At 71.3% G+C, this 23,285-nt stretch carries 17 protein-coding genes; 12 read left to right on the forward strand and 5 right to left on the reverse strand.

What is annotated here, in order from left to right; all coding sequences use genetic code 11:
* Positions 1-116: 116 nt before the first annotated feature.
* Together ABZ260_RS04865 and ABZ260_RS04870 are read right to left on the reverse strand one after the other, a co-directional pair.
* Positions 117-1,367 carry an LLM class flavin-dependent oxidoreductase gene (locus tag ABZ260_RS04865; protein ID WP_355557603.1) on the reverse strand — a complete coding sequence of 417 codons (1,251 nt, stop codon included), beginning with the start codon at positions 1,365-1,367 and terminating at the stop codon, positions 117-119.
* Positions 1,364-2,155, reverse strand: a complete 792-nt coding sequence (locus ABZ260_RS04870) for an alpha/beta hydrolase (protein ID WP_355557600.1) — start codon at positions 2,153-2,155, stop codon at positions 1,364-1,366. Before ABZ260_RS04870 ends, ABZ260_RS04865 begins: the two co-directional genes overlap by 4 nt.
* A gap of 255 nt (positions 2,156-2,410) precedes the next feature.
* Between ABZ260_RS04870 and ABZ260_RS04875 the strand changes: the two genes are divergently transcribed.
* Together ABZ260_RS04875 and ABZ260_RS04880 are read left to right on the forward strand one after the other, a co-directional pair.
* Positions 2,411-3,259 carry an LLM class F420-dependent oxidoreductase gene (locus ABZ260_RS04875; protein WP_355613076.1) on the forward strand — a complete coding sequence of 283 codons (849 nt, stop codon included), beginning with the start codon at positions 2,411-2,413 and terminating at the stop codon, positions 3,257-3,259.
* A 284-nt stretch (positions 3,260-3,543) separates the two neighbouring features.
* On the forward strand, positions 3,544-5,592 hold the full coding sequence (locus ABZ260_RS04880) for a PASTA domain-containing protein (protein WP_355613078.1): 2,049 nt from the start codon (positions 3,544-3,546) through the stop codon (positions 5,590-5,592).
* A gap of 101 nt (positions 5,593-5,693) precedes the next feature.
* On the opposite strand, the gene ABZ260_RS04885 is transcribed toward ABZ260_RS04880, so the two are convergent.
* Positions 5,694-6,227, reverse strand: coding sequence for a TetR family transcriptional regulator (locus ABZ260_RS04885; RefSeq protein WP_350912788.1), 534 nt, complete (start codon positions 6,225-6,227; stop codon positions 5,694-5,696).
* 126 nt (positions 6,228-6,353) lie between these two features.
* Here ABZ260_RS04885 and ABZ260_RS04890 point away from each other — a divergent pair, with 126 nt between their 5' ends.
* Positions 6,354-8,588 carry an MMPL family transporter gene (locus ABZ260_RS04890; RefSeq protein ID WP_355613080.1) on the forward strand — a complete coding sequence of 745 codons (2,235 nt, stop codon included), beginning with the start codon at positions 6,354-6,356 and terminating at the stop codon, positions 8,586-8,588.
* Between the two features lie 41 nt (positions 8,589-8,629).
* Here the strand turns inward: ABZ260_RS04890 and ABZ260_RS04895 are convergent, their stop codons facing one another.
* Positions 8,630-9,733: an alcohol dehydrogenase catalytic domain-containing protein gene (locus ABZ260_RS04895; RefSeq protein WP_350912792.1), complete on the reverse strand. Its 1,104-nt coding sequence runs from the start codon at positions 9,731-9,733 to the stop codon at positions 8,630-8,632.
* Positions 9,734-9,992: 259 nt separating this feature from the next.
* On the opposite strand from ABZ260_RS04895, the gene ABZ260_RS04900 reads away from it, so the two are divergent.
* The 7 genes from ABZ260_RS04900 to ABZ260_RS04930 all read left to right on the forward strand — a co-directional run bounded on the left by ABZ260_RS04900 (position 9,993) and on the right by ABZ260_RS04930 (position 20,298).
* Complete coding sequence (locus ABZ260_RS04900) at positions 9,993-11,249, forward strand: ABC transporter substrate-binding protein (RefSeq protein WP_355613082.1); 1,257 nt, start codon at positions 9,993-9,995, stop codon at positions 11,247-11,249.
* 230 nt (positions 11,250-11,479) lie between these two features.
* Positions 11,480-14,206: an ATP-binding cassette domain-containing protein gene (locus tag ABZ260_RS04905; protein WP_355613084.1), complete on the forward strand. Its 2,727-nt coding sequence runs from the start codon at positions 11,480-11,482 to the stop codon at positions 14,204-14,206.
* Between the two features lies 1 nt (position 14,207).
* The gene (locus ABZ260_RS04910; protein ID WP_355613086.1) at positions 14,208-14,975 is read left to right on the forward strand and encodes an ABC transporter ATP-binding protein; all 768 of its coding nucleotides are present in this window, start codon (positions 14,208-14,210) and stop codon (positions 14,973-14,975) included.
* 262 nt (positions 14,976-15,237) lie between these two features.
* On the forward strand, positions 15,238-16,971 hold the full coding sequence (locus tag ABZ260_RS04915; protein WP_355613088.1) for a serine protease: 1,734 nt from the start codon (positions 15,238-15,240) through the stop codon (positions 16,969-16,971).
* Positions 16,972-17,235: 264 nt separating this feature from the next.
* Positions 17,236-18,390, forward strand: coding sequence for an acyl-CoA dehydrogenase family protein (locus tag ABZ260_RS04920; protein ID WP_355613090.1), 1,155 nt, complete (start codon positions 17,236-17,238; stop codon positions 18,388-18,390).
* The gene (locus tag ABZ260_RS04925) at positions 18,387-19,397 is read left to right on the forward strand and encodes an acyl-CoA dehydrogenase family protein (RefSeq protein ID WP_355613092.1); all 1,011 of its coding nucleotides are present in this window, start codon (positions 18,387-18,389) and stop codon (positions 19,395-19,397) included. Before ABZ260_RS04920 ends, ABZ260_RS04925 begins: the two co-directional genes overlap by 4 nt.
* A gap of 79 nt (positions 19,398-19,476) precedes the next feature.
* Complete coding sequence (locus ABZ260_RS04930; RefSeq protein ID WP_355613094.1) at positions 19,477-20,298, forward strand: TIGR03619 family F420-dependent LLM class oxidoreductase; 822 nt, start codon at positions 19,477-19,479, stop codon at positions 20,296-20,298.
* Between the two features lie 13 nt (positions 20,299-20,311).
* Here ABZ260_RS04930 and ABZ260_RS04935 read toward each other — a convergent pair whose 3' ends face one another.
* The gene (locus ABZ260_RS04935) at positions 20,312-21,808 is read right to left on the reverse strand and encodes a CHAP domain-containing protein (RefSeq protein WP_355613096.1); all 1,497 of its coding nucleotides are present in this window, start codon (positions 21,806-21,808) and stop codon (positions 20,312-20,314) included.
* Between the two features lie 524 nt (positions 21,809-22,332).
* Here ABZ260_RS04935 and ABZ260_RS04940 point away from each other — a divergent pair.
* Both ABZ260_RS04940 and ABZ260_RS04945 read left to right on the forward strand, forming a co-directional pair.
* Positions 22,333-22,542, forward strand: a complete 210-nt coding sequence (locus ABZ260_RS04940) for a DUF5999 family protein (protein WP_355613098.1) — start codon at positions 22,333-22,335, stop codon at positions 22,540-22,542.
* Positions 22,539-23,087 (forward strand): ATP-binding protein, encoded by a 549-nt coding sequence (locus ABZ260_RS04945; protein ID WP_355613100.1) that lies wholly within the window; start codon positions 22,539-22,541, stop codon positions 23,085-23,087. Before ABZ260_RS04940 ends, ABZ260_RS04945 begins: the two co-directional genes overlap by 4 nt.
* Positions 23,088-23,285: the final 198 nt, after the last annotated feature.

The raw sequence follows: 23,285 nt of genomic DNA on the forward strand, positions 1-23,285 counted from the left end.
CCCCGGGGTAGCCGGGGGACATCTGCGGGTGCCGTCCCTGTCCTTACTTCCACGGGGATTCCCGACGGGGATTTCCCGGAGGGTGGGGACCTCTGGAGGGCCGGATCAGCGAAAGGTCAGTCGGAGAACTCGGGGATGACCTTGGTGGCGAACAGCTCCAGGTTGCGCTTGACGGTGTCGAGGGGCAGGACGCCCTGCTGACCCTGCATGAACAGGCCGAACCACTCCAGGTCCGGCATCCGGTCGAGCATGCGCTGGATGCCGCGCTTGACGTCGTCGGGGCCGCCGAGCAGGGCCATCTCGACCTCGTTCATGCGCTTGAAGTCGCCCTTCTCGGGGCTGATCGGCTGGTGCCTGTCGTCCTCCTTCTTACGCAGGACCTCCAGGTAGCCGAACGGCCCGAAGAAGGCGGCGAAGTCCTTCTGCATGCTCTTGCCGTAGGTGGCGATGGCCTCCTCCTTGGTGTCGGCCATTCCGACGATCTTGAGGATGCCGGTGTGCTCGCCCAGCTTGTAGTCACGGCCGCACTTGGCCGACTCCTCCTGGTAGAGCCTGGCCTTGGCGGCGTGATCGTCGGGGTTCGGGGTGAACATCCACGGCAGGATGTCCTCCTGCGCCGCCCTGACCACCGAGCGGTCGGAGATGGTGAACGGCTGCCACAGTTCCGGGTGGGGGTTCTGGTACGGCCGGGGGCAGACCGAGATCGCCTGGATCTTCCCGTCGTCGTCGAGCTCACCCGGGGCGCCGAAGGTCCTGGTCCACTCCTGCGCGGGCCAGCCCTCGATCCCGTCGAAGGGCGAGGGGACCTCGTAGTCGAGCACGTCGGACTTGTAGCGGAGCGTCTCCTGGGTCCACGCCATCTTCATGATGTTCAGCACCTCGCCGAACACGTCGAAGTTGCGGTTGTCGGAGTTCGACCCGTCGGACCTGGCGGCCGAGGCGTGCCAGCGCTGCCCCAGCACGTTCATCCAGCGGTTCTGGTAGCCGCGGGCCACGCCGAGCCGGAGCCGGCCCTTGCTGAACTGGTCGAGCAGGGCCACGTCCTCGGCCGCCCTGATCGGGTCCCAGGCGGGCAGCACCAGGCCGAGCGGGGCGAGCAGGATGCGCTCGGTCCTGGCCGCCAGGTCGGTGAGGAACATCAGCGGGTTGACCGAGAACTCGAAACCCTCGGAGTGGAAGTGGTGCTCGGTCATCATCAACGCGTCGAAACCGATCTGGTCGGCGTGGACGGCGATCTCGCGCACCTCGTCCAGCAGCCTCTGGTACGACTCGGTGTCGCGCCCGATCGGCCTCCTGGCCTTCGCGTTCTCCTCCTGGCTGTAGCCCGAGCCGGGGATCTGCGGGTTGAGCATCAACGAGAACTTCACGGCAGGCTCCTTAGCCAGTTGGTGACGACGATGAGGAACTCGCCCGGACGTTCCTCGTGCAGCCGGTGACCGCTGCCCTCCCAGGTGACCGCCTTGGAGTGCGGGTTCTTGAACAGTCCGGCCTCCCAGGTCGCCTGGGAGGGGTCGAACCAGAAGGTGAGCACCGGGCAGGTCCGGCGCGCGAGGTATTCGTCGGAGTTGGGGCGCAGGCCGAGCGCGTCCGGACCGCCGAACATCGCCTCGAACGCCTGGAGCAGTACGTGCGGAGGAGTGGCGAGGATCCGGCGCCGGTGCCACTCGCGCAGCCACTCGGGCGTGGCGGCGGTCTGGGTCCACTCGTCGTTGCGCAGTGAGACCCCCACGACGTCCTCGCGCATCTGCTCGATCAGGGTGGGGAGGTATTCGCTCAGCGCGCCCGCGAAGCCGTAGCCGGGATCGACCGTGACCAGGGCCCTGACCAGCGAGGGATACTCCACGGCGAGGTGGGAGACGATCTGGCCGCCCATCGAGTGGCCGACGGCGACGCAGGACTCCACGCCCAGGGCCGCACAGAGCCCGGCGAGGTCGTCCGCCATCTGCCGGGGGGTGTTGCCCTCCTCGGGCGCGGAGGAGTAACCGTGCCCGCGCATGTCCACCGCGATCACCCGATGGTCCCTGGCGAGGGTGGGGATGTGGTGGACCCACTCGTGGGAGTCGGCGCCCAGACCGTGGACGAGCAGCAGCGTCGTGTCGCCGGAGCCGTCGTCGGTGTGGAACAGCCGGACGTCGCCCAGATCCGTGAACGCCATCAGCGTCCTCCCGTGAGGATTGCCGTGTCCGCCGGCCGCGGTGCTCAGCCGTGCCCGGTGAACGCCTCGTCTTTGGTGACGTGAGCAAGCTACCCTAGGGATGATAAACGAGCAATCGCTTGGTTAACCAAGCGGGTCCGCTTGGCCGGGACGTTCCCCCCGGCAACCTGGGCGGACAGCTGGGATACGGGACAGAATGTCCGGCGAAGACGGGGTGTCCGGCCGAGAGGCGAGACGCCCGTCGAAGGTCCGGACGTGAAGACGGAGGCGCTGATGCGGCTAGGTGTCACGATGTTCGCCACCGACCGGTCCATGCCGGTCTCCGAACTGGCCGGGGCGGCCGAGGAGCGCGGGTTCGCCTCCCTCTACCTGCCGGAGCACACGCACATCCCCATCTCCCGCCGTACGCCCCCGGCCGCGGGACAGGCGGTGCTCCCCGAGGAGTACCGGCGCACGCTCGACCCGCTCGTCGCGCTCTCCCACGCCGCCGCCGTGACGAGCGAGATCACCCTCGGCACCGGCATCATGCTCGTCGCCCAGCGCGAACCCCTGGTCACCGCCAAGGCCGTCGCCACCCTCGACCACCTCTCCGGCGGCCGGGTGGTGCTCGGCATCGGGTTCGGCTGGAACGTCGAGGAGGTCGAGGATCACCTCGGCCCGCAGGGTTTCCGCTCCCGCCGCGACGTGGCCCGCGAGCACATGCTGGCGATGAAGGCCCTGTGGAGCCGGGAGGAGGCCGGTTTCGACGGCCGCCACGTCGGCTTCGAGCCCTCCTGGTCCTGGCCCAAGCCGATCTCCGGTCCCCCCGTCTACGTGGGCGGGGCCGCGGGCCCCAAGCTCTTCGCCCACGTCGCCGAGTACGCCGACGGCTGGATGCCGATCGGCGGCCGGGGCATCAGGGCCGCCCTCCCCGCCCTGCGCGAAGCCTGCGACAAGGCGGAACGCGAGATGGCCAAGATCGTCCCCTTCGGCACGCTCCCCAACGCGGAGAAACTCGACTACTACTCCGAACTGGGCATCGAGGAGGTCGTACTCAGCCTCCCCAGCGCCGAGGCCGACCAGATCCTCCCCATCCTCGACGAGTACACGGCCTTCCTCCGCTGACCGGCCGCAGTCCGGGCATTCCCGGTGGGCACGAGGTCGTGGACCCGTTCAGGTCGCCGACTCCGGGGAATGACGCGCCGGGGCCCGGCCCCGCGGGCCGTGCCGGATGGCCTGCCCGGCCCCGGCTCTGTGCTGGGCGTTGGCGATTCGGGAGGTGTGTTGGGACTTGCCCTGACCTGAGCATCACATGAATATCACGGTGAGGGAGAGAAGACCTGTCTGCCCGTTGACTGTCGGCGATGCTTCTTCTTGAGTGAGAAGGGTGGCGGCGAGGGGAGGCTCGCGTGCCGTATGCGCAGCCGCTCAGAACGGGGGATCCGGCGGCGCTCGGTGAGTACGAGATCATCGGGCGGCTCGGAGAGGGAGGCCAGGGAGTGGTCTATGTCGGGGTGCGCCCCGACACCGGATCAGAGCCCTACGCGGTCAAGCTTCTGCACGGCTCGGTGGGGGAGAACCCTGAGATCTTCCTGCGCGAGGTCGAGCTGGCGAAGCAGGTGGCCCGGTTCTGCACGGCCCAGATGATCGACGCCGGGCTGGACGGCGCCCGGCCCTACATCGTCAGCGAGTACGTCGACGGCCCGTCGCTCCACCGCGAGGTCGCGGTCAGCGGGCCCCGCGAGGGAGGCCGGCTGGAGCGTCTGGCCATCGGCACGGCCACCGCGCTCGCGGCCATCCACCGGGCCGGGATCGTGCACCGCGACTTCAAGCCGCAGAACGTGCTGCTCGGTCCGGACGGGCCGAGGGTCATCGACTTCGGGCTGGCCAGGGCGCTGGACGCGGCGGCCACCCAGAGCGGGCGCGGTGCGGGGACTCCGGCCTACATGGCGCCCGAGCAGGTGGAGGGCGCCGAGATCAACCCGGCGGCCGACGTCTTCGCCTGGGGCGCCACGATATGTTTCGCGGCCAACGCCCAGGCGCCCTTCGGCCAGGACTCGATCGCGGCGGTCCTGAACCGGATCCTCACCGCGGCCCCGCAGCTGGGGCGCCTGGACGGGCTGCTCGGCGCGCTGGTGGTCGACTGCCTGGACAAGAATCCTGGTAACCGTCCCAGCAGCCGGGAGCTGCTGCTCGCGCTGCTCGGCAACGACGGGCACAGGTCGGTGCTCGACTCCCGGACCCCTCCGGTGCCCGGCGGTCTCGCCCTGCGGGCCGGCTCCGGCGAGCCTGACGTCTCAGACCCGTCCGGCGTGTCCGGTCCCGCTGATTCCTTGGATACGCCCGGTTCCTCCGATGTGTCGGGCCTCGCGGGGAGGTCGCGCACCTCCGGGTCCGCCTGGCGGGCGATGTCCGGTGGGCGCGGGCACTTCACCGAAGGCGAGGACTTCGACGAGCCCCGCACTCATCCGGGGCGGGCGGCCACCAGGGCGTCGATGGCGGTCTCCGGGGCGCTGCTGGTGAGCGCCGCGGTGCTGGTGGGGGTGCTGGTCCCGGCACTGAGCGGTGTCACCCCGAAAGGCGCGGCGGTACCGCCGGCGGTACCGGTGGTGGAGAGCAGTCCCCAGGTCGAGACGGCACCGCAGCCAAGCAGGACGAGCCCGTCGGTCAGGCCACTCCCGACGAATCCGGCCAAGCCGCCGCGCGCGGAGGGTGTCAGATCCTCCCCGCTGCCACCGCCCGAGGTCACGACGGTCGTGCCGGCCCTCGTCGGGCTGGACCGTTCCGGGGCGGCGCGCCTGATCGAACAGGCCGGGCTGGTCGCCGGGACCGTCCAGGCGGTCAACTCCAACCGGCCGGTCGGGGAGGTGCTCACGAGCAACCCGGTGGCGGGGACCACACTGCCGAGGAAGGGCAAGGTCAACCTGGAGGTCTCCGCGGGGATCCAGGTGCCCACGCTGGTCGGCCTCGCCAGGAGTGCCGCCCAGGTGGCGCTTACCCAGGCCGGGCTGGTCGCCGGAGGGGTGAGTACGCGCTGCTCGGACCAGCCGGCCGGGCGGGTGCTGGCGAGCACCCCCGGCGCGGGCAAGCACGTCTCGCCGGGCAGCGCGGTGGCGCTCGTCATCTCCAGGTACGGCGCTCCGGTGCCGTCGATCACCGGCCAGAGCGCGGCCGATGCCTCGAACACGCTCGGTGGGGCGGGTTTCGCGGTACGGACCCGGGCGCGGCTGGTCACCGACGACGCTCAGGACGGTGTGGTGCTGGCGCAGAGCGTGGCGCCGGGCACCTGTGCCCGGCCGGGCGCGACGATCGTGATCACGGTCGGTGTGGCGGGCCAGAGCGGGCCTGGTCCGGGGCCTGGTCCGGGGCCGAGCCACGGCCCGGGGGAGACCACCGCGCCTCCCGATCCGCCCGACTCGCCGGATCCGGTACCCGGGGAGGCGGCCCCGTCGGGATGACGGCATCCCGGTACGGCGGCGGGCCGGGGCGATGGGCGCCCGCGGGGGAGCGGGGAACTCGGGTGTGGTGTTCGCGGGGCGGCGGGGCGGCGGGGTAGCGGTCAGATGGCGGCCAGGGCGGTGGCCAGCAGGGCCTTCCTGACGTCCTCCTGGGGGAGGTCGATCGTCTTGACCACCCCGTACTGGAGTGACCCCAGCAGGGCCCAGGCCCAGACCCGGCGATCGGGATCGGGGTCGGGTCCGGCCAGCCGGTGGTAGATCTCGTCACGGAAGGCGCGGATGATCTCGCCGGGGGAGCCGGGTGGCGCGTCGTCGGCGCCGCCGATGTCCTCCATGATCAGCCGGATGATCGCCCGATACCTGACCACGAAGGTCACCAGGGCCTCGACGAAGGCGCGGTCGTCGTCGAAGTCGCTCTCGATCAGGACCATGATGTCCTCGGCGGCGGGTGCGAGCAGCTCGGTGGCCAGCCGGTCCTTGGGATGGAAGTGGTAGGCGACGGCGGTCTTCGTCAGGCCGACGGCCGCGGCGATGTCGGCCAGCGAGGTCGCCGCATAGCCGCGCTCGGCGAACAACCGGCGAGCGGCGTCGAGGATCCGGCCGCGGGTGTCGTGTCCATGTTCAAGTGTGGTCATCGTCTCAATCCCACGCTATTGGGAGTATTTCCCAGTTTGCGCGCCTACTCTCGTATCGTAGGTTCTGTACGGCCGTACAGTACGGCGTTTCAGGCACATTTCAGACTTTAATAGGGCGGTCACCGAATGTCTGGTTTGCTGGGGCGGCTGGGGAGTTGGTGCGCGCGGCATGGCAAGGCGGTGCTGGCGCTGTGGGTCGTCGCCGCGGCACTGCTGATGGCGGGCTCGGTGCTGTTCCCCGGACCGGCCACCAACGACACCAGCCTCCCCGGCACCGACGCCCAGCGGGCGATGGACCTGCTGAAGGACGGCTTCGGCCCCGGTTACGAGATGGGTGGCTCGGTCCAGCTCGTCCTTTACTCTCCCGACGGCTCCCTCATCGCCGAGCCGAGGAAGAGCGCGGTGGAACGCGCCGCGGAGCAGATCCGCAAGGTCCCGCACGTGGTGGAGGTGACCCCTCCCTCCCGGACGGGCGGGATCGCGCCCAGCCTGGAGATCGGTTTCATCGCGGTCAAGCTTGAGGGGCACGACACCACCAAGACGGCCGAGACCGCCAAGCTCCTCGTCGAAGCGGCCGAGCCCGCGCGGGCGGCGGGCCTGGAGGTCGTGCCCGCCGGCTCGTCGAGCCCGGCGAACAAGGAGATCAAGACCGGGACGAGCGAGATCATCGGAGTGATCTGCGCGCTGCTGGTCCTGCTGTTCGCGTTCGGCACCCTGGTCGCCGCGATGATCCCGATCTTCGTCGCACTGGTCAGCATCGCGACCGGGCTCGGCACGATCGGCCTGCTCGGCCACCTGGTGGACGTGCCCAAGCAGGCGCCGATCCTGGCGACGATGATCGGCCTCGGCGTCGGCATCGACTACGCGCTCTTCCTGCTCAGCAGGTACCGCAAGCTGCTGGCCGACGATGTGCCCGTCCACGAGGCGATCCGCCGGGTGGTCGCCAGTTCCGGCGGTGCGGTGGTGTTCGCCGGCGGCACGGTGATCATCGCGCTCAGCGCGCTCCTGCTCGCCGACTTCCCCATGCTGCAGACACTCGGCTGGATCACCGGCATCTCGGTGGTCTGCGCGGTGCTCACCGCCGTCACGCTGGTCCCCGCGCTGCTCGGGATGCTCGGACAGCGGGTCAACGCGTTCCGCCTGCCGTTCATGGGGCGCCGGGGCAGCCACGGCTCCTCCGGCTGGGCCTCGCTGGGCAACTGGGTGGCCAGGCGTCCCTGGAGCGTGCTCGCGCTCAGCGTCGTGCTCCTGGGAGCGCTCGCCGCCCCCGCCCTGGGGCTCAAGCTGGGCACGCTCGACAACGGCTACGGCGATCGCGGCACCGACGCGCGGCGCTCCTACGAACTGCTGCAGGCCGGGTTCGGACCCGGCATGAACGGCCCGCTCGTCGTGGTGGCGGATCTGGAGACCCCGGTCGTCGACCGGAAGCCCGCCCCGGCCATATTGCAGAACCTGAAGGACCGCGTCGCGGCCGTCGGGGGAGTGGCCCATGTCGGCGACCCGGTTCTCAACGAGCGCGGCACGGCGGCCCTGGTCCAGGCGATCCCCGACTACGCCCCCAGTGACCCTCGGGCGCTGGATGTGGTCAAGGCGGTCCGCGCGCTCGAGATCGAGGGAGCCAAGGTACACGTGGGCGGTGAGGTCGCGGGCATGGCCGACGCCAACTCCAAGATCGCCGCTCGCACCCCGCTGGTCGTCGGCGTCGTGGTCCTGCTGAGCGCACTGCTGCTGCTCCTGGCGTTCCGCTCGCCGGTCGTCGCGATCAAGGCCGCGGTGATGAACCTGATCTCGCTCGGGGCCGCGTTCGGCGCGCTCTCGCTGGTCTTCTCCCTGGGCCTTGGCAGTGGCCTGGTCGGCATGGACCCGCCGGTCAACGTGGACGCCTCCTATCTGAGCACGCTCTTCTTCACCGTGCCGATCGACAGCTACATCCCGCTGATGCTGTTCGCGATCCTGTTCGGCCTGTCGATGGACTACGAGGTCTTCCTGCTCACCGCCGTGCGGCAGGCGTACCTGAGGCACGGCGACAACCGCAGGGCGGTGGCCGAGGGGTTGGGGTCGACCGGCCGGGTGATCACTTCCGCCGCTCTGATCATGGTCTCGGTCTTCGTCGCGTTCGTCGCCTATCCCGATCCGATGGTAAAGATCTTCGGTGTCGGCCTGGCGGTGGCCATCGCGGTGGACGCCACGATCATCAGGGGCCTGCTGGTCCCGGCGACCATGGTCCTGCTCGGCAGGTTCAACTGGTGGTGCCCCGCCTGGCTGGACCGTCTCCTGCCCAACCTCTCCGTCGAGGGGCAGGAGGAGGACGAGGAGATCGAGGAGCCGAGCAGGGAGCTCGTCGGCGCGGGTCGCGGCTGAGCCGAAGCGGCGACCGGGGAGGTCGTGCACGAGGGCGGCGGTCAGTCGAAGACGATGACGCTGCGGGCCACCGCCCCCTCGCGGACGTGCCGGATCGCCTCGTTGATCTCCTCCAGCGGGAGGCGCTCGCTGACCAGGCGGTCGAGGTCGAGGCGGCCGCGCAGGTACTGCTCGGCGAGCATGGGCAGGTCCCTGATCGGGGCGGCGTCGCCGCCCTGGGTGCCCATCAGGCGCCTGGAGGCGAACAGCAGGCCCGGCTCGACACTGAGCGGCTCGCCCTGCGGCGGGCTGCCGACCATCACCGTCGTGCCGCCGGGCTGGGTGGAGGCGAGGGCGGCGCCGAGCACGCCGGCCACGCCGGTCACGTCGAAGGCGTAGTCCACGCCGCCCCTGACGATCTCGCCCACCTGCTTGGGCAGGTCGGTGACGAGGATCGTGTGGGTGGCGCCGAACTCCTCGGCCAGCTTCAGCTTCTGTTCGGCCACGTCCGCGGCGACGATGGTGGTGGCTCCGGCCAGCGCGGCGCCCTGGACGACGTTCAGCCCGACCCCGCCGCAGCCGACCACCAGCACGCTGGAGCCGGGGGTGACCTGCGCGACGTTCAGCACCGCGCCGACGCCGGTGATCACCCCGCAGGCCAGCAGGCACATGGTGTCGAACGGCGCGTCTTTTGCGATCTTCACGCACATCGCCTCGTTGACCACGGCGTACTCGGCGAACGAGCCGATGCCGATCATCGTCCTGGCGCCGTCGCCGTCCACGGTGATCCGGGTACCGCCGTCGCGCATCGTGCCCATGATGGCCGCCATCCTGGCGGGGCCGCCGCACAGGTGGAACCGGCCGGCGCCGCAGTTGCGGCAGCGCCCGCAGGCGCCGTTCATCGCGATGATCACATGGTCACCGGGTCTGACGCCGGTCACCCCGGCTCCGGTGCTCTCCACGATCCCGGCGCTCTCGTGGCCGAGTACGAAGGGGAGCCGTCGCACCACCGGGCTCTTGCCGTCCAGCGCCTTGATGTCGGACCCGCAGACGCCGGACGCCTTGATCCGCACCCGCACCTCGCCGGGTCCCGGGTCGGCGATCTCGACCTCGCGTACCTCCAGCGCCGTGCCGAACCCGGTGAGTACGGCCGCACGCATCAACATGTCCGCTCCCGTCGAGCCGAGGGCCCCGTGCGCTCCGCACGTTGGCCCGGAGCGGCATTATAAGCAAGCAATCGCTTGGTTATCCACCCTGCCGGGGCACCGCCGTGCCTTCCGGGTGGTCGGGTGGCCCGTGTGAGGGGTGTGGTGATCTTCCATTGACACTCCCGGATGCCAAATCTACGCTGACGAAACCAAGCGAGCGCTAGGCCAAATTGTGTCGAGTGCGCGCCGCACGGCACGGCACGGCAGGGAGCGACCTATGAGACGGCAGGCAGTGCGACTCATCGGCCTGGTGGCCGCGGCGGCGCTCGCCGCAGGCGGCTGCGCGGCCGAGCAGAAGGCCGCGGGGGGCGGTGGCTCCGAGGGGGCGGCGGGGGTGACCGCCACGACGGTCAAGGTGGGTGGCGTGCTCACCAAGACCAGCGCGAGCGGCTACTCCACCAAGGACGCGGAGATCGGGGCCAGGGCCAGGTTCCAGCGCGCGAACGAGGCCGGCGGCGTGCACGGACGCACCATCGAGTTCATCGGGGCCGAGGACGACAACCAGGACGCGGCCAAGGGGGATGCGGCGGCCAAGAAACTGGTCCAGAAGGACAGGGTGTTCGCGCTGGTCCCCGTGCACGCGCCCAACTTCGGCGGCGCGACCTTCCTGGAGCAGCAGGGCGTGCCGTGGTTCGGCTGGGCCACCGGGCCGCAGTGGTGCGGCACGAAGACGGGCTTCGGCTACAACGGCTGCCTGGCACCGCAGCCGGGCGCGGGCTCGCAGACCTGGTGGGGCAACCAGATGGCCGAGCTCATCGGCGGCTCGGCGGGCAAGAGCGTCTACATCCAGACGAGTGACTCCAGCGGCAGCAAGTACGGGGGCAAGACCATCTCGCAGTCCTTCGGGGCCGCGGGCTTCAAGCTGGTCGGCCTCAACTCGGGTCTGCCCGCCGCGGCCCCGCCGCCCGACTGGCTCCCGTACATCAACAAGATCATGACCTCCGACGGTGGCGGGCCGCCGGACCTGGTGGTCTCGATCATCGCCGGCACCAAGTTCAACGTCGGCCTGTACGGCGCGCTGAAGAAGGCCGGCTACCAGGGCCTGATCTCCGACGCGACCAGCTACGACGCCGCGATCCTGGCGGACCCGGCGATCGCCCAGGCGCTCGAAGGCGTGATCGCGGCCCCCATGTTCGAGCCCTTCGAGTCGCAGGCCCCGGAGATCGCGCAGCTCAAGGCGGACGTGGAGAAGGCCGCGCCGGGGACTCAGCTCACCCAGCATCTGGCCATCGGCTACTGGGCGGCCGACATCTTCCTCAAGATCCTGGAGCAGACCGGCAAGGAGCTGACCAGGGAGAGGTTCCTGGCCGCGGCCAACGGCTCCTTCGACTACCAGAATCCCGGCTTCGGCCGGATCCGCTATCCCAGGGACCACACCGAGCCCAACGGCTGCGGCGCCCTGGTCAAGCTGGAGGGGGGCGCCTTCAAGGTGGCCAAGAACATGAAGTGCTTCGACAACGTCCCGCTGAAATAGCGGGCGCGGGCTTGCCGCTCACGCGTCTGGCGGGCCACGTGAGCGGCGAGCCGGGGGCACCTCCGGCCGCCCCGCCGACCCTCACCCGTCAACCCCACCATCCGACCGTCGTCCTCTCCGGGGAGCGGCTCCGGCCCGTGCGAAGGCCGGTCGTACCGGTCCCGCAGGCGAACGGGTCACACCCGTGAGCAGTCAGCAACCAGGCGCGAAATTCCGGGGTGAAGGCCCTTATGTCCGAGCTTGTTGGTTACATTCTCAGCGGCCTCGTCACCGGAGCCGTCTTCGCGGTCATGGCCTCGGGGCTGACCCTGTCCTACGCGGCGACGGGCGTGTTCAACTTCGCTCACGGGGCCATCGGGTTCCTGGCCGCGCTGCTGTACTTCGAACTCAACGTGGGCCTCGGGCTGCCCGCCTGGGCGGCCGGGGTGGTCGCGGTGGCGCTCTTCGCACCGCTGCTCGGATACCTGCTGCACAGGGTCATGTTCCGCGGCCTCGCCCAGGCGGGGGAGACGGCGCAGATCGTCGGGACCATCGGCCTGACGATCGCGCTCCCGGCACTCGGGCTGCTGGTCGTCGACCTGGTCGCCGAGCCGCTCGGGCTGCCCCGTGCCGACGCGACCTCGCTGCCGCGCGGCCTGGGCCCCTACCCGGCGGCCACCTACGCCTTCGGCGGCGTCCACCTCGACTCCGACCAGCTCATCACCTTCGCCTTCGCGGTGCTGGCCGCCGCGGGGCTGTGGGCCTTCATGCGGCACACGCCGTACGGCCTGAGAATGCGCGCCTCGGTGGACTGCCGCGGGCTGGCCACCCTGCGCGGGATCGACGTCGACGCCTCCTCGGCCATGGCCTGGACGCTCAGCTCGACACTCGCCGGGCTCGCCGGGGTGCTGGCGGTCTCGACCCTGGGACTGGATTCCACCGCGTTCACCGTGATGCTGTTCGTCTCGGCGACGGCCGCGGTGTTCGGCCGGCTCCGGTCGATCCCATGGACGTTCGCGGCCGGGCTCGGGCTCGGCGTGGTGCAGAACCTGGTCGCGGGGTACGCGGACTTCGCCGAGGACGTCACCGGACTGCGCACGGCGGTACCGGTGATCCTGCTGTTCGTCGGGCTGATCCTGCTCAACCGGTCCAGGGGCCGCATCGCGGGGTCCGCCGCCGAGGACGCGCCGCCGCCCGACCACCTGGCCGACCTGCCGCCATGGCGGCGGCGCCTGCCGTGGGCGCTCGGCCTGGTCGTGCTGCTGGCCTGGACCCTCACCCGCCCGGCCGACGACTTCTACGTGAGCGTGGTGGCCCAGGGGCTCGTCCTCGCGCTGATCTTCTGCTCGTTCGTGGTCGTCACCGGCATCGGCGGCATGGTCAACCTCGCGCAGGCGTCCTTCGCCTCGATGGCCGCGCTCACCTGCGGCTGGGCGTTCTCCTCCGGCCTGCCCCTACCGGTGGCGATCCTGCTGGGGGTGCTCGGCGCGACAGCGGTCGGCGTGCTCGTCGCGCTGCCCGCCCTCCGGCTGGGCGGCCGGATTCTCACCCTGGCCACGCTCGCCCTCGCCCTCCTCGCCGACCAGGTGCTTTTCCAGATCGACGAGTTCAGCAACGGCACGATCGGCTGGCCGCTGCCCGCCCTCGGACTGGGGTTCGCCGACACCACCGACCCCCGGGTACGGGTCCTGCTGCTGCTGGCCCTGATCGGGCTGGTCGGGCTCCTGGTGCGGAACCTGGAACGGTCGGCCTCGGGCCGGGCGGTCCTGGCGGTCCGCTCCGCGCCCGCCGCCGCGACCACCTCCGGCATCTCGGCACCCCGTACCAAGATCATGCTCTTTGCCCTGGCCTCCGGGATCGCGGGGCTGGGCGGAGTGCTGTTCGCGATCTCCAAGGGCTCGGTGACGGCCACCGACCTGCCGGCCTTCTCGGGTTTCGTCTGGCTGGCCGTGGTCGTCCTGCAGGGCGTCCGCAGGATCGGCGGCGCGGTGCTCGGCGGGCTGATCGCCGCGATCTTCCCCGAGCTGCTGGCCGGGTGGCACGTCTCCGCGCACGTCGGGGCGATCCTCTTCGGGGCCGGCGGGATGATCCTGGCCAGGCATCCGGACGGGGTGCTCGCCCAGCTGGGCGAGGCCCGCCACCGCCGCCGCACGCGCGGTGACCGCGCCGCGGCCCTCCAACGCGAGACACCCCCGCGCGAGGGGGGCGAGAGCGCGGGGCCGGCTCCGGAGCCGAAGGCGATGAACGGGACCGGCCATCGCCCGGTCACCGCACCGCCGCGGGCACCCGCCGTCGAGGACGCGCTGTTCCGGCTGGAGGGCGTGGTCGCCGGGTACGGGGACGTCACGGTGCTGCGCGGGGTGGACCTCGCGGTACGGCCGGGAGAGGTGGTGGCGCTGCTCGGCGCGAACGGCGCGGGCAAGTCCACCACCTGCGCGGTCGCCGCAGGGGATCTCCGGGTGACGGCGGGGCGGGTGGTCCTGGACGGGGTCGACGTGACCTCCTGGCCCGCCCACCGCCGCGCGCGGGAAGGTGTGCTGCTCGCACCCGAGGGGCGCGGTGTCTTCCCCGGGCTGACCGTGGACGAGAATCTGCGGACCTGGCTCGCCGATCCCGGTCCCGTCTACGAGCGGCTGCCGCAACTCGCCAGGCGCCGGGGGCTTGCCGCCGGGGCACTCTCCGGCGGTGAGCAGCAGCTGCTCACCCTGGCTCCCGCTCTGGTCAGGCCGCCTCGGGTACTGATCGCCGACGAGCCCTCGCTCGGCCTGGCACCGCTCGTCGTCGAGCAGGTCTTCGAGGTCTTCGCCGAGCTGCGCGAGCGCGGCGTCGCGCTGCTCCTGGTGGAGGAGAAGGCCACCTCGGTGCTCGAACTCGCCGACACCGTCGCGTTCATGCGCCTGGGCAGGGTCACCTGGACCGGCCCCCGGGCCGAGGTGGACGGCGCCAGGCTCACCGCCGCCTATCTGGGGGTGTCGTGACATGAGAGACGGGGTGGCGATGAGCGCGGTGCTGCGGGTCGAGGCCGTGTCGGTCTCCTTCGGGGGCGTCCACGCGCTCACCGACGTCTCCTTCGAGGTGCCGGCGGGCCAGGTCTGCGGGGTGATCGGGCCCAACGGGGCGGGTAAGACCACGCTGTTCGACGTGATCTCCGGACTGCGCCGGCCGACCTCGGGTTCCGTCTCGGTGATGGGCCGCGAGAGCACGGGGATCCCGGCGGTGCGGCGGGCGCGTGCCGGACTGCGCCGTACCTTCCAGCGGACCCAGGTGTTCGGCCGGCTGACCGTGGCGGACAACGTGCTGGCCGCGATGGAGTGGAGGGGCGGGGGAGGTGGGCTCCCGGCCGACCTGGTCGGCTGGCGGGGACGCCGGAACCTGGAGCGGGCACGCGGGGAGCGGGTGGACGAGGTGCTGGAGCTCTGCGGGCTGAACGGGCTGCGCGACGCCTACGCGGCGGCACTTCCCGCCGGGTCGCGACGCCTGGTCGAGCTGGCCCGCGCCCTCGCGGACGCGCCGTCGCTCCTGCTGCTCGACGAGCCCACGTCCGGTCTGGACGCCGACCAGACCGCTCGCATCGAGGAGGTCATCGGGGCGTTGGAGACGACGATCCTGCTGGTCGAACATGACATGGGATTCGTGATGGACACCTGTGACCGTCTCGTCGTCCTCGACCTCGGCCACGTCATCGCCTCGGGCGCTCCCGCCGAGATCCGCGAGGATCCCGTGGTCCGTGCCGCCTATCTCGGCTGACCTCGTTCTCCGCGCGCGTGAGATTCCGGGGCGATCGGGGGGCCGCGCGGCGCGTACGGATTCGACGCCCGCCGTTGTGGGCATATACTCGCCCGTACCTTGATCGCTTACCGGCGCGGGGCCGTCCTGCCCCCTGAGCGCCGGGAGGGTTCCAGCACGTCGTCGGGCGCTCTCGGCGGCCTACCAGTCGCTTCCAAGTACTCCCCAAGTGGTTCCCGTCATGCTCTCGCCTCGGGAAGCAAGTTTTGGGGAGAGTACGAAGATGTGGGGAAGAATCAGCGCCGTCGCGGGCCTGGTGCTGGCGAGCACGCTGGCACTGCCGGGTACAGCGGTGGCCAAACCCAAAGAGGTCGACGTCCCCGTCGGGACGTGGCTGGCCGCCAGGACGCACCCGTCCGTCCAGCTGACCTCGGTGTCCTACACGGCGGACGTGGCCGTGCCGACGCCCGAGGCGAACCTGGAGGCGATCAGGACTCTGACGCAGCAGGGGGTCAACGCCGTACAGAGCGGCAAGATCTCCTCCGACGAGAACAGCATCTACCGCTGGGTCGTGCAGCAGATGGCCAAGAACCCGGGCCGCTACTTCTCGCCCGGCGGGCAGGAGCGGGTCGTCGAGGCGACGGCGGGCGGGCTGTGCACCGGCTGGTGGATCACGCCGGACGGCTACATGGTGACCGCGGCGCACTGCGTCGGCCAGGAGGACACCGAGCTGGCCCAGACCTTCGCGGCACAGGCGCTCACGAAGATCAACGAGAAGGATGCCGCGGACCTGGTCGCCAGCCTCGGAGACATCGCCTCCGATGAGGAGATCCTCCGGAACGCGGCGAAGATCTTCCAGATCTGGAACGCGGAGAACATCAAGATCCGCAATGTGCAGAGCTCGCTCTCGCTGCTGCAGAGCCTGCCGGGCGGCGGCGTCGACAAGACCACCAAGACGGTGCCGATCGAGCTGGTCGCCAAGGGCACGGTCTACCCGGGCAAGGACGTCGCGATCCTCAAGGCCAACGGGCAGAACAACCTGCCGACCGTGCCGCTGGGCGAGGACTCGGACGTGCGCGTCGGCGACACCCTCTACATCAGCGGGTTCCCCGGCACCGTGACGCAGACCTCGATCTTCAATCTTGAGTCCAAGCTCGACCCGGCGTTCACCGAGGGCCCCTACAACGCCAGCCGCCAGACCCCCGAGGGGGTGCCGTACATCCAGACCCAGGCGCCCTCCTACCCGGGCAACTCCGGCGGTCCGGTGTTCAGCAAGGACGGCAAGGTCATCGGCATCCTGGTCGGCGGCCTGATCCAGCAGGACGGCGGTTCCACCGAGGGTGAGAGCTTCGTGCTGCCGGTCAGCATCGTCAAGGAGAAGCTGAACGAGAAGAACATCAAGCCGGCCGAGTCGACGACGACGAAGGCCTACAACGAGGCGCTCGATCTGTTCTTCCAGAACAAGTACTCCGACGCGCTGCCCAAGTTCCGCGAGGTGCAGGCGCTGCAGCCGAACCACCCGTACGTCGCCAAGTACATCAGCGACTCACAGCAGGCCATCACCGCGGGCAAGGACGAGAGCGGCACCCCGATCCTGCCGTGGCTGCTCTGGGGCGGCGGCGGCCTGGTCGCCGCGTTCGTGATCGGCACGATCGTCGCGGTCGCCAGGGGCAAGAGCCGCTCCAAGGGGCCGGCCTCCTTCCCGCCCGCTCCGTACGGGGCGCAGCCCGGCTACCCGGCGCAGTTGCAGGGCGGCCAGCCACAGTACGGCCAGCCGCAGTACGGCCAGCAGGGGCAGCCGTACGGCGCGCCGCCGCAGCAGTACCAGCAGCGGCCGCCCTACCCGCTCCCGGCGGGGCCCGAGACCCGTGCGGTCCGCCCGCAGTCGCCGTACGGCCCGCCGCAGCCCCAGCAGGGGACGGGCGGACCGGGAGCGAACACCCGGATCGCAGGTCTGGAGGCGGAGCTGGAGCAGCTGCGCCGGAACATGGGGCAGCGCCCGCCCGAGCAGCGCTGATCACGTCCGCTCGGGTGGGTGCCCACTCCTGGGGGGAGCGCCGGCGGCGCCCGCCCGAGCGGAATCGGCGTCACCCGTCCGAATGCGCCGGACGGTCGTCCGCGCAGCGGCGTTCGGACAGATGACGCCGGGCGAACACCCGGGTGGTGCCCTTCGGGCGAGGGGCACCATCCGGGTGTCGAGGTCCGGAGCGGAACCACCGCTCCGGGCCTTTCGCGGTACGGCCCGCTGTACGCTTACCCAAGCGTGCGCTAGGTTGGTGTAGTGGATCTGGACTTCACTCCCGCGGAGCGGGAATTCCGGGCCGAGGTACGGGACTGGCTGGCCCGGCATGTCCCGGCCGCCCCGCTGCCCTCGATGGACACGAGGGAGGGCTTCGAGGCGCATCGCGAGTGGGAGCGCCTGCTCGCGGCCGACAGGCTGTCGGTGGTCTCCTGGCCCGTCGAGTACGGCGGGCGGGGGGCGAGCCTCGTCGAGTGGCTGATCTTCGAGGAGGAGTACTGGGCGGCGGGCGCCCCCGGCAGGGTCAGCCAGAACGGCATCTTCCTGCTGGCCCCCACGATCTTCTCGTACGGCACGGCGGAGCAGCGGGAGCGCTTCCTGCCCGCGATGGCCAGGGCCGACGAGGTCTGGGCGCAGGCCTGGTCCGAGCCCGAGGCGGGCAGTGACCTGGCCGCCCTGCGGTCCCGCGCGGAGCGGGTGGAGGGCGGCTGGCGGCTGTACGGGCAGAAGACCTGGAGCTCCCGGGCCTGCTACGCGGGCTGGGGCTTCGGCCTGTTCCGGACCGACCCCGCCTCGGCCAGGCACCGGGGCCTGACCTACTTCATGTTCCCGCTGGCCGACGTCACCGTACGGCCCATCGCCCAGCTCGACGGCGAGCACGGGTTCGCCGAACTGTTCTTCGACGGCGTCGAGGTCCCCGACGACCTGGTGCTCGGCACCCCCGGCGAGGGCTGGCGGATCGCGATGGCGACCACCTCCTCGGAGCGGGGACTCACCCTGCGCAGCCCCGGCCGGTTCACGGCCACGGCCGACCGGCTGGTCCGGCTGGCCCGCTCGGGTGGCACCGAGGGCACCGATCCCGCCCTGGCCGACCAGGTCGCCCGCGCCTGGCTGGACGCGGAGGCCTACCGCCTGCACACCTTCGGCACCGCCCGCCGTCTGGCGGCGGGGGAGGAGATCGGCTCCGCCTCCAGCATGGGCAAGGTCTTCTGGTCCGAGCTGGACGTGCGCATGCACACCCTCGCCCTGCGGCTCCTCGGCGAGCGCGGCCTCCTGGACGGGGGTGCCCCCGAGGCCGAGGACGGCGGGCGCTGGCTGGACGGCTTCCTGTTCTCCCTGGCCGGACCGATCTACGCGGGCACCAACGAGATCCAGCGCAACATCATCGCCGAACGCGTCCTGGGGCTTCCACGATGAACTTCGCCTTCACCGATGACCAGCTCGCACTGGCCGCCACGGTCAGGGAGGTACTCGCCGCGCACTGCCCGGCTCGGGCCGCGCGGACGGAGCGGACCCCCGCCTGGTCCCGGCTCGCCGAGATCGGACTGTTCGGGCTGCTGGTGCCCGAGGAACACGACGGCCTCGGGCTGGGGCTCCTCGACGCGGTGCTCGCCTTCGAGGAGACGGGCAGGGTCGCGCTCCCCGGTCCGGTGGCCGAGACCGCGGTGGCGGCCCCGGTGCTGCTCGCCGGCGACCCGGGGCTGGGCAAGCTCGCCGCGGGCTCGCTGCGGGTGAGCGTGCGCATCGGCGACCAGGTCTACTCTCCCGACGCGGACCTGGCGGACCTGCTGGTCGTCGAGCGCGACGGCGTCCCGTACGCGGTGCGGCCGGGGCGGGCGCGGCTCACGCCCCAGTCGGGGGTCGATCGAACCAGAAGGCTGTTCGCGGTGGACTTCGACGCGGGGTCCGGCGGTGTGTCCGACGATGTATCCGACGGTGTGACCCGGCTCACGGCCCCGGTGGCCCCCGCGGTCCGCGCGGTCACCGTGGCGGTCGCCGCCCAGCTGGTCGGGGCGGCCAGGCATCTGCTGGAGACGAGCGTCGGCCACGCGCTGACCCGCAGGCAGTTCGGTGTCCAGATCGGGTCCTTCCAGGCGGTCAAGCACCTGCTCGCCGACGTGGCGGTGGCCGTCGAGTTCGCCGCGCCGCTGGTCTACGCCGCGGCCTTCGCGGTGGACAGGGAGTTGCCGACCGCCGGCCGGGACGTCGCCGCGGCCAAGGCCGCCGCGGGAGAGGCCGCCGAGCTGGCCGCCAGGACCGCGCTTCAGGTGCACGGCGCGATCGGCTACACCGAGGAGCTCGATCTGCACCTGTGGCTCGCCCGGGTGTGGTCCCTCTCCGCCGCCTACGGCGGCACCGCCCTGCACCGGTCCCGGCTGAGAGCCGAGATCCTCGGTTCCGCCGGACCGGTGAGGTGGCCGTGAGCCGGGAGGTCCCGGCCGGCCACGAGCGGGGCCGGTCACACGGGGGCGCGGTTCCCGCACGGCCACCGAGGGAGGCGTCGTGAGGTTCGGGGTCCCGCTGGGGCTGATCCATCCGGACGCGTGGCGGGACGTCGCGGTCGCCGCCGACGAGCTGGGGTTCGAGTCGGTCTGGCTGCCCGAGCACCTGGTGTTCACCACCGACCTGTCGCTGGCCGTCTATCCGGGAACCGACAGGCCGGGTATCTCCCCGGTCACCCCGCTCTTCGACGCCCCCGCCTACCTGTGCTGGCTGGCCGGGCTGACCTCGCGGGTACGGCTCGGCACCGCCGTGCACCTCTACGCGCTGCGGCATCCCTTCGTCTCCGCCCGCGCCTTCGCCACCCTGGACAGGGTCTCGGGAGGGCGGGCGATCTGCGGGGTCGGCGCCGGTTGGTACGAGGGGGAGTGGCTGGCGGCCGGGGTGGACTTCGCGACCCGGGGCCCACGCCTGGACGAGGCGATCGAGGTGACCCGGCGGCTCTGGTCCGAGCCGGTCGTCGCGCACGCGGGACGCTTCTACGACTTCCCCGAGGTCGCGTTCGAGCCCAAACCGGTCCAGGACCGGCTGCCGATCCTCGCCGGGGGCGAGTCGGGCGCGGCCCTGCGGCGGGCCGCCCGGCTCTGTGACGGCTGGATCAGCATGCCGCACTCCCTGGAGACGATCCGCCCGCAGCTCGACAGGCTCGCCGCGCTCCGCGACGACCGCCCCTTCTCGGTCACCGCGCACGCCTACGAGCTCGGCGGCCCCGCCGAGATCCCGCGCTGGGAGAGGCTCGGCGTGGACCGCATGATCGTCCGCCCCTGGCGACGCAGCCGCGACGCCGTGGCCGCGCTGGCCGCCTTCGCCGCCGATCATTTCTAGATTCATCGGGTCCCTAGGCAGGCACCCCTGTCCTGCGGCGGCGCCCCCGGTAGCCGCTGTGCACCAGGACGTCGCCCGGTTCGGCGGGTGAGGTGAGGGAGCCGGCCGGGATGGCGGGACCGCCCCGACCGCCCCGACCGCTCCGGGCCACCGGGAGGGAGGCGGAGACGGTGGCCGTTCTCGGGCCGGTGGCCCGGTGAGCGGGCATGGTGGAACGGGCGGGGTGGGCGGAATGGGCCGGGGTGGCCGGGATGGTGGTGGTGATCACGGGGTCGGCCCGGCGGTGGCGGCGGCCGCGCAACGGGGCGTCCTGCACGAAGGTGGACGACTCCACCACGGGACGCTCGTGTAAACGACGCCTGCCCCGGTAGGGCGCGTTGGAACGGCCGGGGGAGCGGCGGCGGCCTGGAGCCCTGCGGGACGGGGTGGCCGGCGCGGTGCGCTCGGCGGCGAGCGCGAGCCGTACCCTCGACTGCTTGGCCCTGGTGTGCGCGATGATCGCCGCCGCGGCGAGCAGCACCGGCGCGAGCACGGCGGGGGTGCCGAGCTCCGGAGGATGCACGGTGAGATCACGGACGGTGGCGGTCGGCGAGACGGCGAGCGCGCTGGTGTCGGCGGTGGAGGCCTTGGCGTGCTTGCCCGGCGAGGTACGGCCGGCGGGGGCCGGCACCTGGGCCCGACCGGGCGTTCCGGCGGCCGCCCGGTCACCGTCCGAGGTGTTCGCGGTGCCGCTCTGCCGCGATGCGGCGGCCCCGTCGCCGTTCCCCGGGACGGTCCTGCCGTCATCTCCCGAGGTGGTCTTGCCGCGGTTCCCCGAGGTGGACTCCCGGCCGTTTCCGGCGGCTGTCCCGGTGGCGTGCCCGGGGGCCTGTCCGGCCTTGCCGGGGTCCGCGGACGCCGGGGTCTTTCTCGCGGGGACGGGGACGGGGGCGGGGACCAGGGCGAGCAGGTCGGGTCCTGGATCGATCGCCACCAGGTTGCCACCGCCACCGCCACCGCTCGCGGTGGTGGCGGCGGGATCGAGAACCGTCTGCTTCTCGGTGGCCTCCCGGTCCAGCCGGGCCTTGATCTTCTCCGGATACCCGTAGCCGACGACCTTGCCGGTGTCGCGCTCCTTGCGCTTGGCGATCCCACCGTCGATGTTGCCCTCGATCGTGTGGATCCTGTTCCCCTCGACCCGGGTGACGATCCCCACGTGGTCGATGCCGTCGATCCTCTTCGAGCCGCTCCAGTCGAAGAAGACGATGGCCCCGGGCTTGGGAGTGGTGCCCCAGGCGTCCTGCTGGCGGAACCACCGGGCGTGGTAGACGGTGTAGGCGAACTGGCCGATCCACTCCTCGTAGCCCAGCTTGGCGGCCGCCCAGGAGAGGTACATGTCGCACCAGGGGGCGGCGGTGTAGTCGGCGTCGAACTCGACGGTCCTGCCGTACCAGTCGCCGAACTTGGTGTAGCCGCCGCTCTTCTCGGAGTATCCGAGCTGGCTCTCCAGCAGCTTGATGAACTTCTGCATCTCAGGGGTCATATGAGGTTTCAGGGGACCCCCGGTGGCCGTGCGGGCATGGTCGCTCCGCCTCGCGACCTGGCCACCGGGAGACGGGGTCGAGCGACGGCGCGTTCACGCGAGCCTCCCGGGGACGGGTGAGACGCGTGCGGCGGCACCACTGGCCGGTTGTCTTCCGTGACGAGGGAGGCTACCCGGCCTCAAGGATAGGTCACGACAGTCTAAAGTGCACGCAAAGTCACTCGGCGTCATATACCTAGACAAAAGGCGATGTCAGGGGACTTTCGCGCGATCTTTCGTGGGTAGAGCATTTGGCGAAAAGATCTACGGGGCGTCCGCAACCGGAGCCAGGAGCGCTGTCTCCGCGCGGATCGGTCCTGTTGACCATCCCCCTGCCGAGGGCCGACCTCTTTACCATCGGCGAAATGGGTATGCATATGGGTATTTATCCCGATATGACGGGATCGGCGCTGGGGGATGCTCGTCACATAGAAGGCTCAACTGCAACCAATGAAGGATCAAAGGTACGAGCCATGTGTCAGCACCAGCCGCGATGTCCTCTCGCAAGCGCCCCCGATCACGAAGCCGCGTCCCTCGTGGCCTTCCACCCCGAGCAGGGGTGGGGTCTGCTCTGCAACGGCGTCGTGGTCTTCGATGACACCGGAGCGCTCCTGCCGGACGGGCGAAGCACCCCCGTCCACGACATGCCCGCTCACCACGTTCCGATGAGGCAGGCGGCATGAGCCCGGTCCGCGTTCCCACCGACCAGGGGCCGGGCACGCCACTCCAGCAGGTCACCCGGCCGTGGCCGGTCGCCGTCGGCGACGGCCGCGTGCGCGAGCCACACCCGGTCGAGGTGGCGCCCACGGTTCCCCTCCCCGAGGGGCCGGACGTGAAGGAGACGTCGTTCTCCTTCACCCCCGAGTCGTCATCCGTGCCCCGGGCCCGCCGGATGACCCGCGCCTGCCTGGCGGACTGGGGGCTGCGGGAGGAGCACAGCATGGTCGCCGAGCTGCTCGTCAGCGAGCTGGTCACCAACGCGCTGCACCACTCGCGGGGGACCATCAGGCTCGCCCTCTCCTTCGAGGACGGCCTGCTGCGCTGCGAGGTCGAGGACGCGGACACGGACCCCTCCCCGATCCGCGTGTACCAGGCCTGCGAGGACGACGAGCGGGGGCGCGGGCTGCACCTGCTCGACCTGCTCTCCTGCTGCTGGGGTAGCGACCGTACCTGCGACGGCAAGGCCGTCTGGTTCGAGCTTCCCGCGCACGCCGCCGCCGGGTGCTGACCGCGGGTCCGCCATACGCGCCGGTCACCCCCGCCCCCGCCGGGAGCCGAACCCACGTACCACCTCCGAAAAGCGGAGGCAGAGTTCCCCGACTCGCCGTCCGCCGGCCGCCGGAGCCGACGAGTGCGGCGATCTCGTCGCGCTGCCCGGCGTCGTCACGCACCAGAAGATCGTCTTCACGAAGCTGACCGGCGGGAT

This window comes from Streptosporangium sp. NPDC006013 (genome assembly GCF_040614275.1).
In the GTDB taxonomy this organism is placed as follows: domain Bacteria; phylum Actinomycetota; class Actinomycetes; order Streptosporangiales; family Streptosporangiaceae; genus Streptosporangium.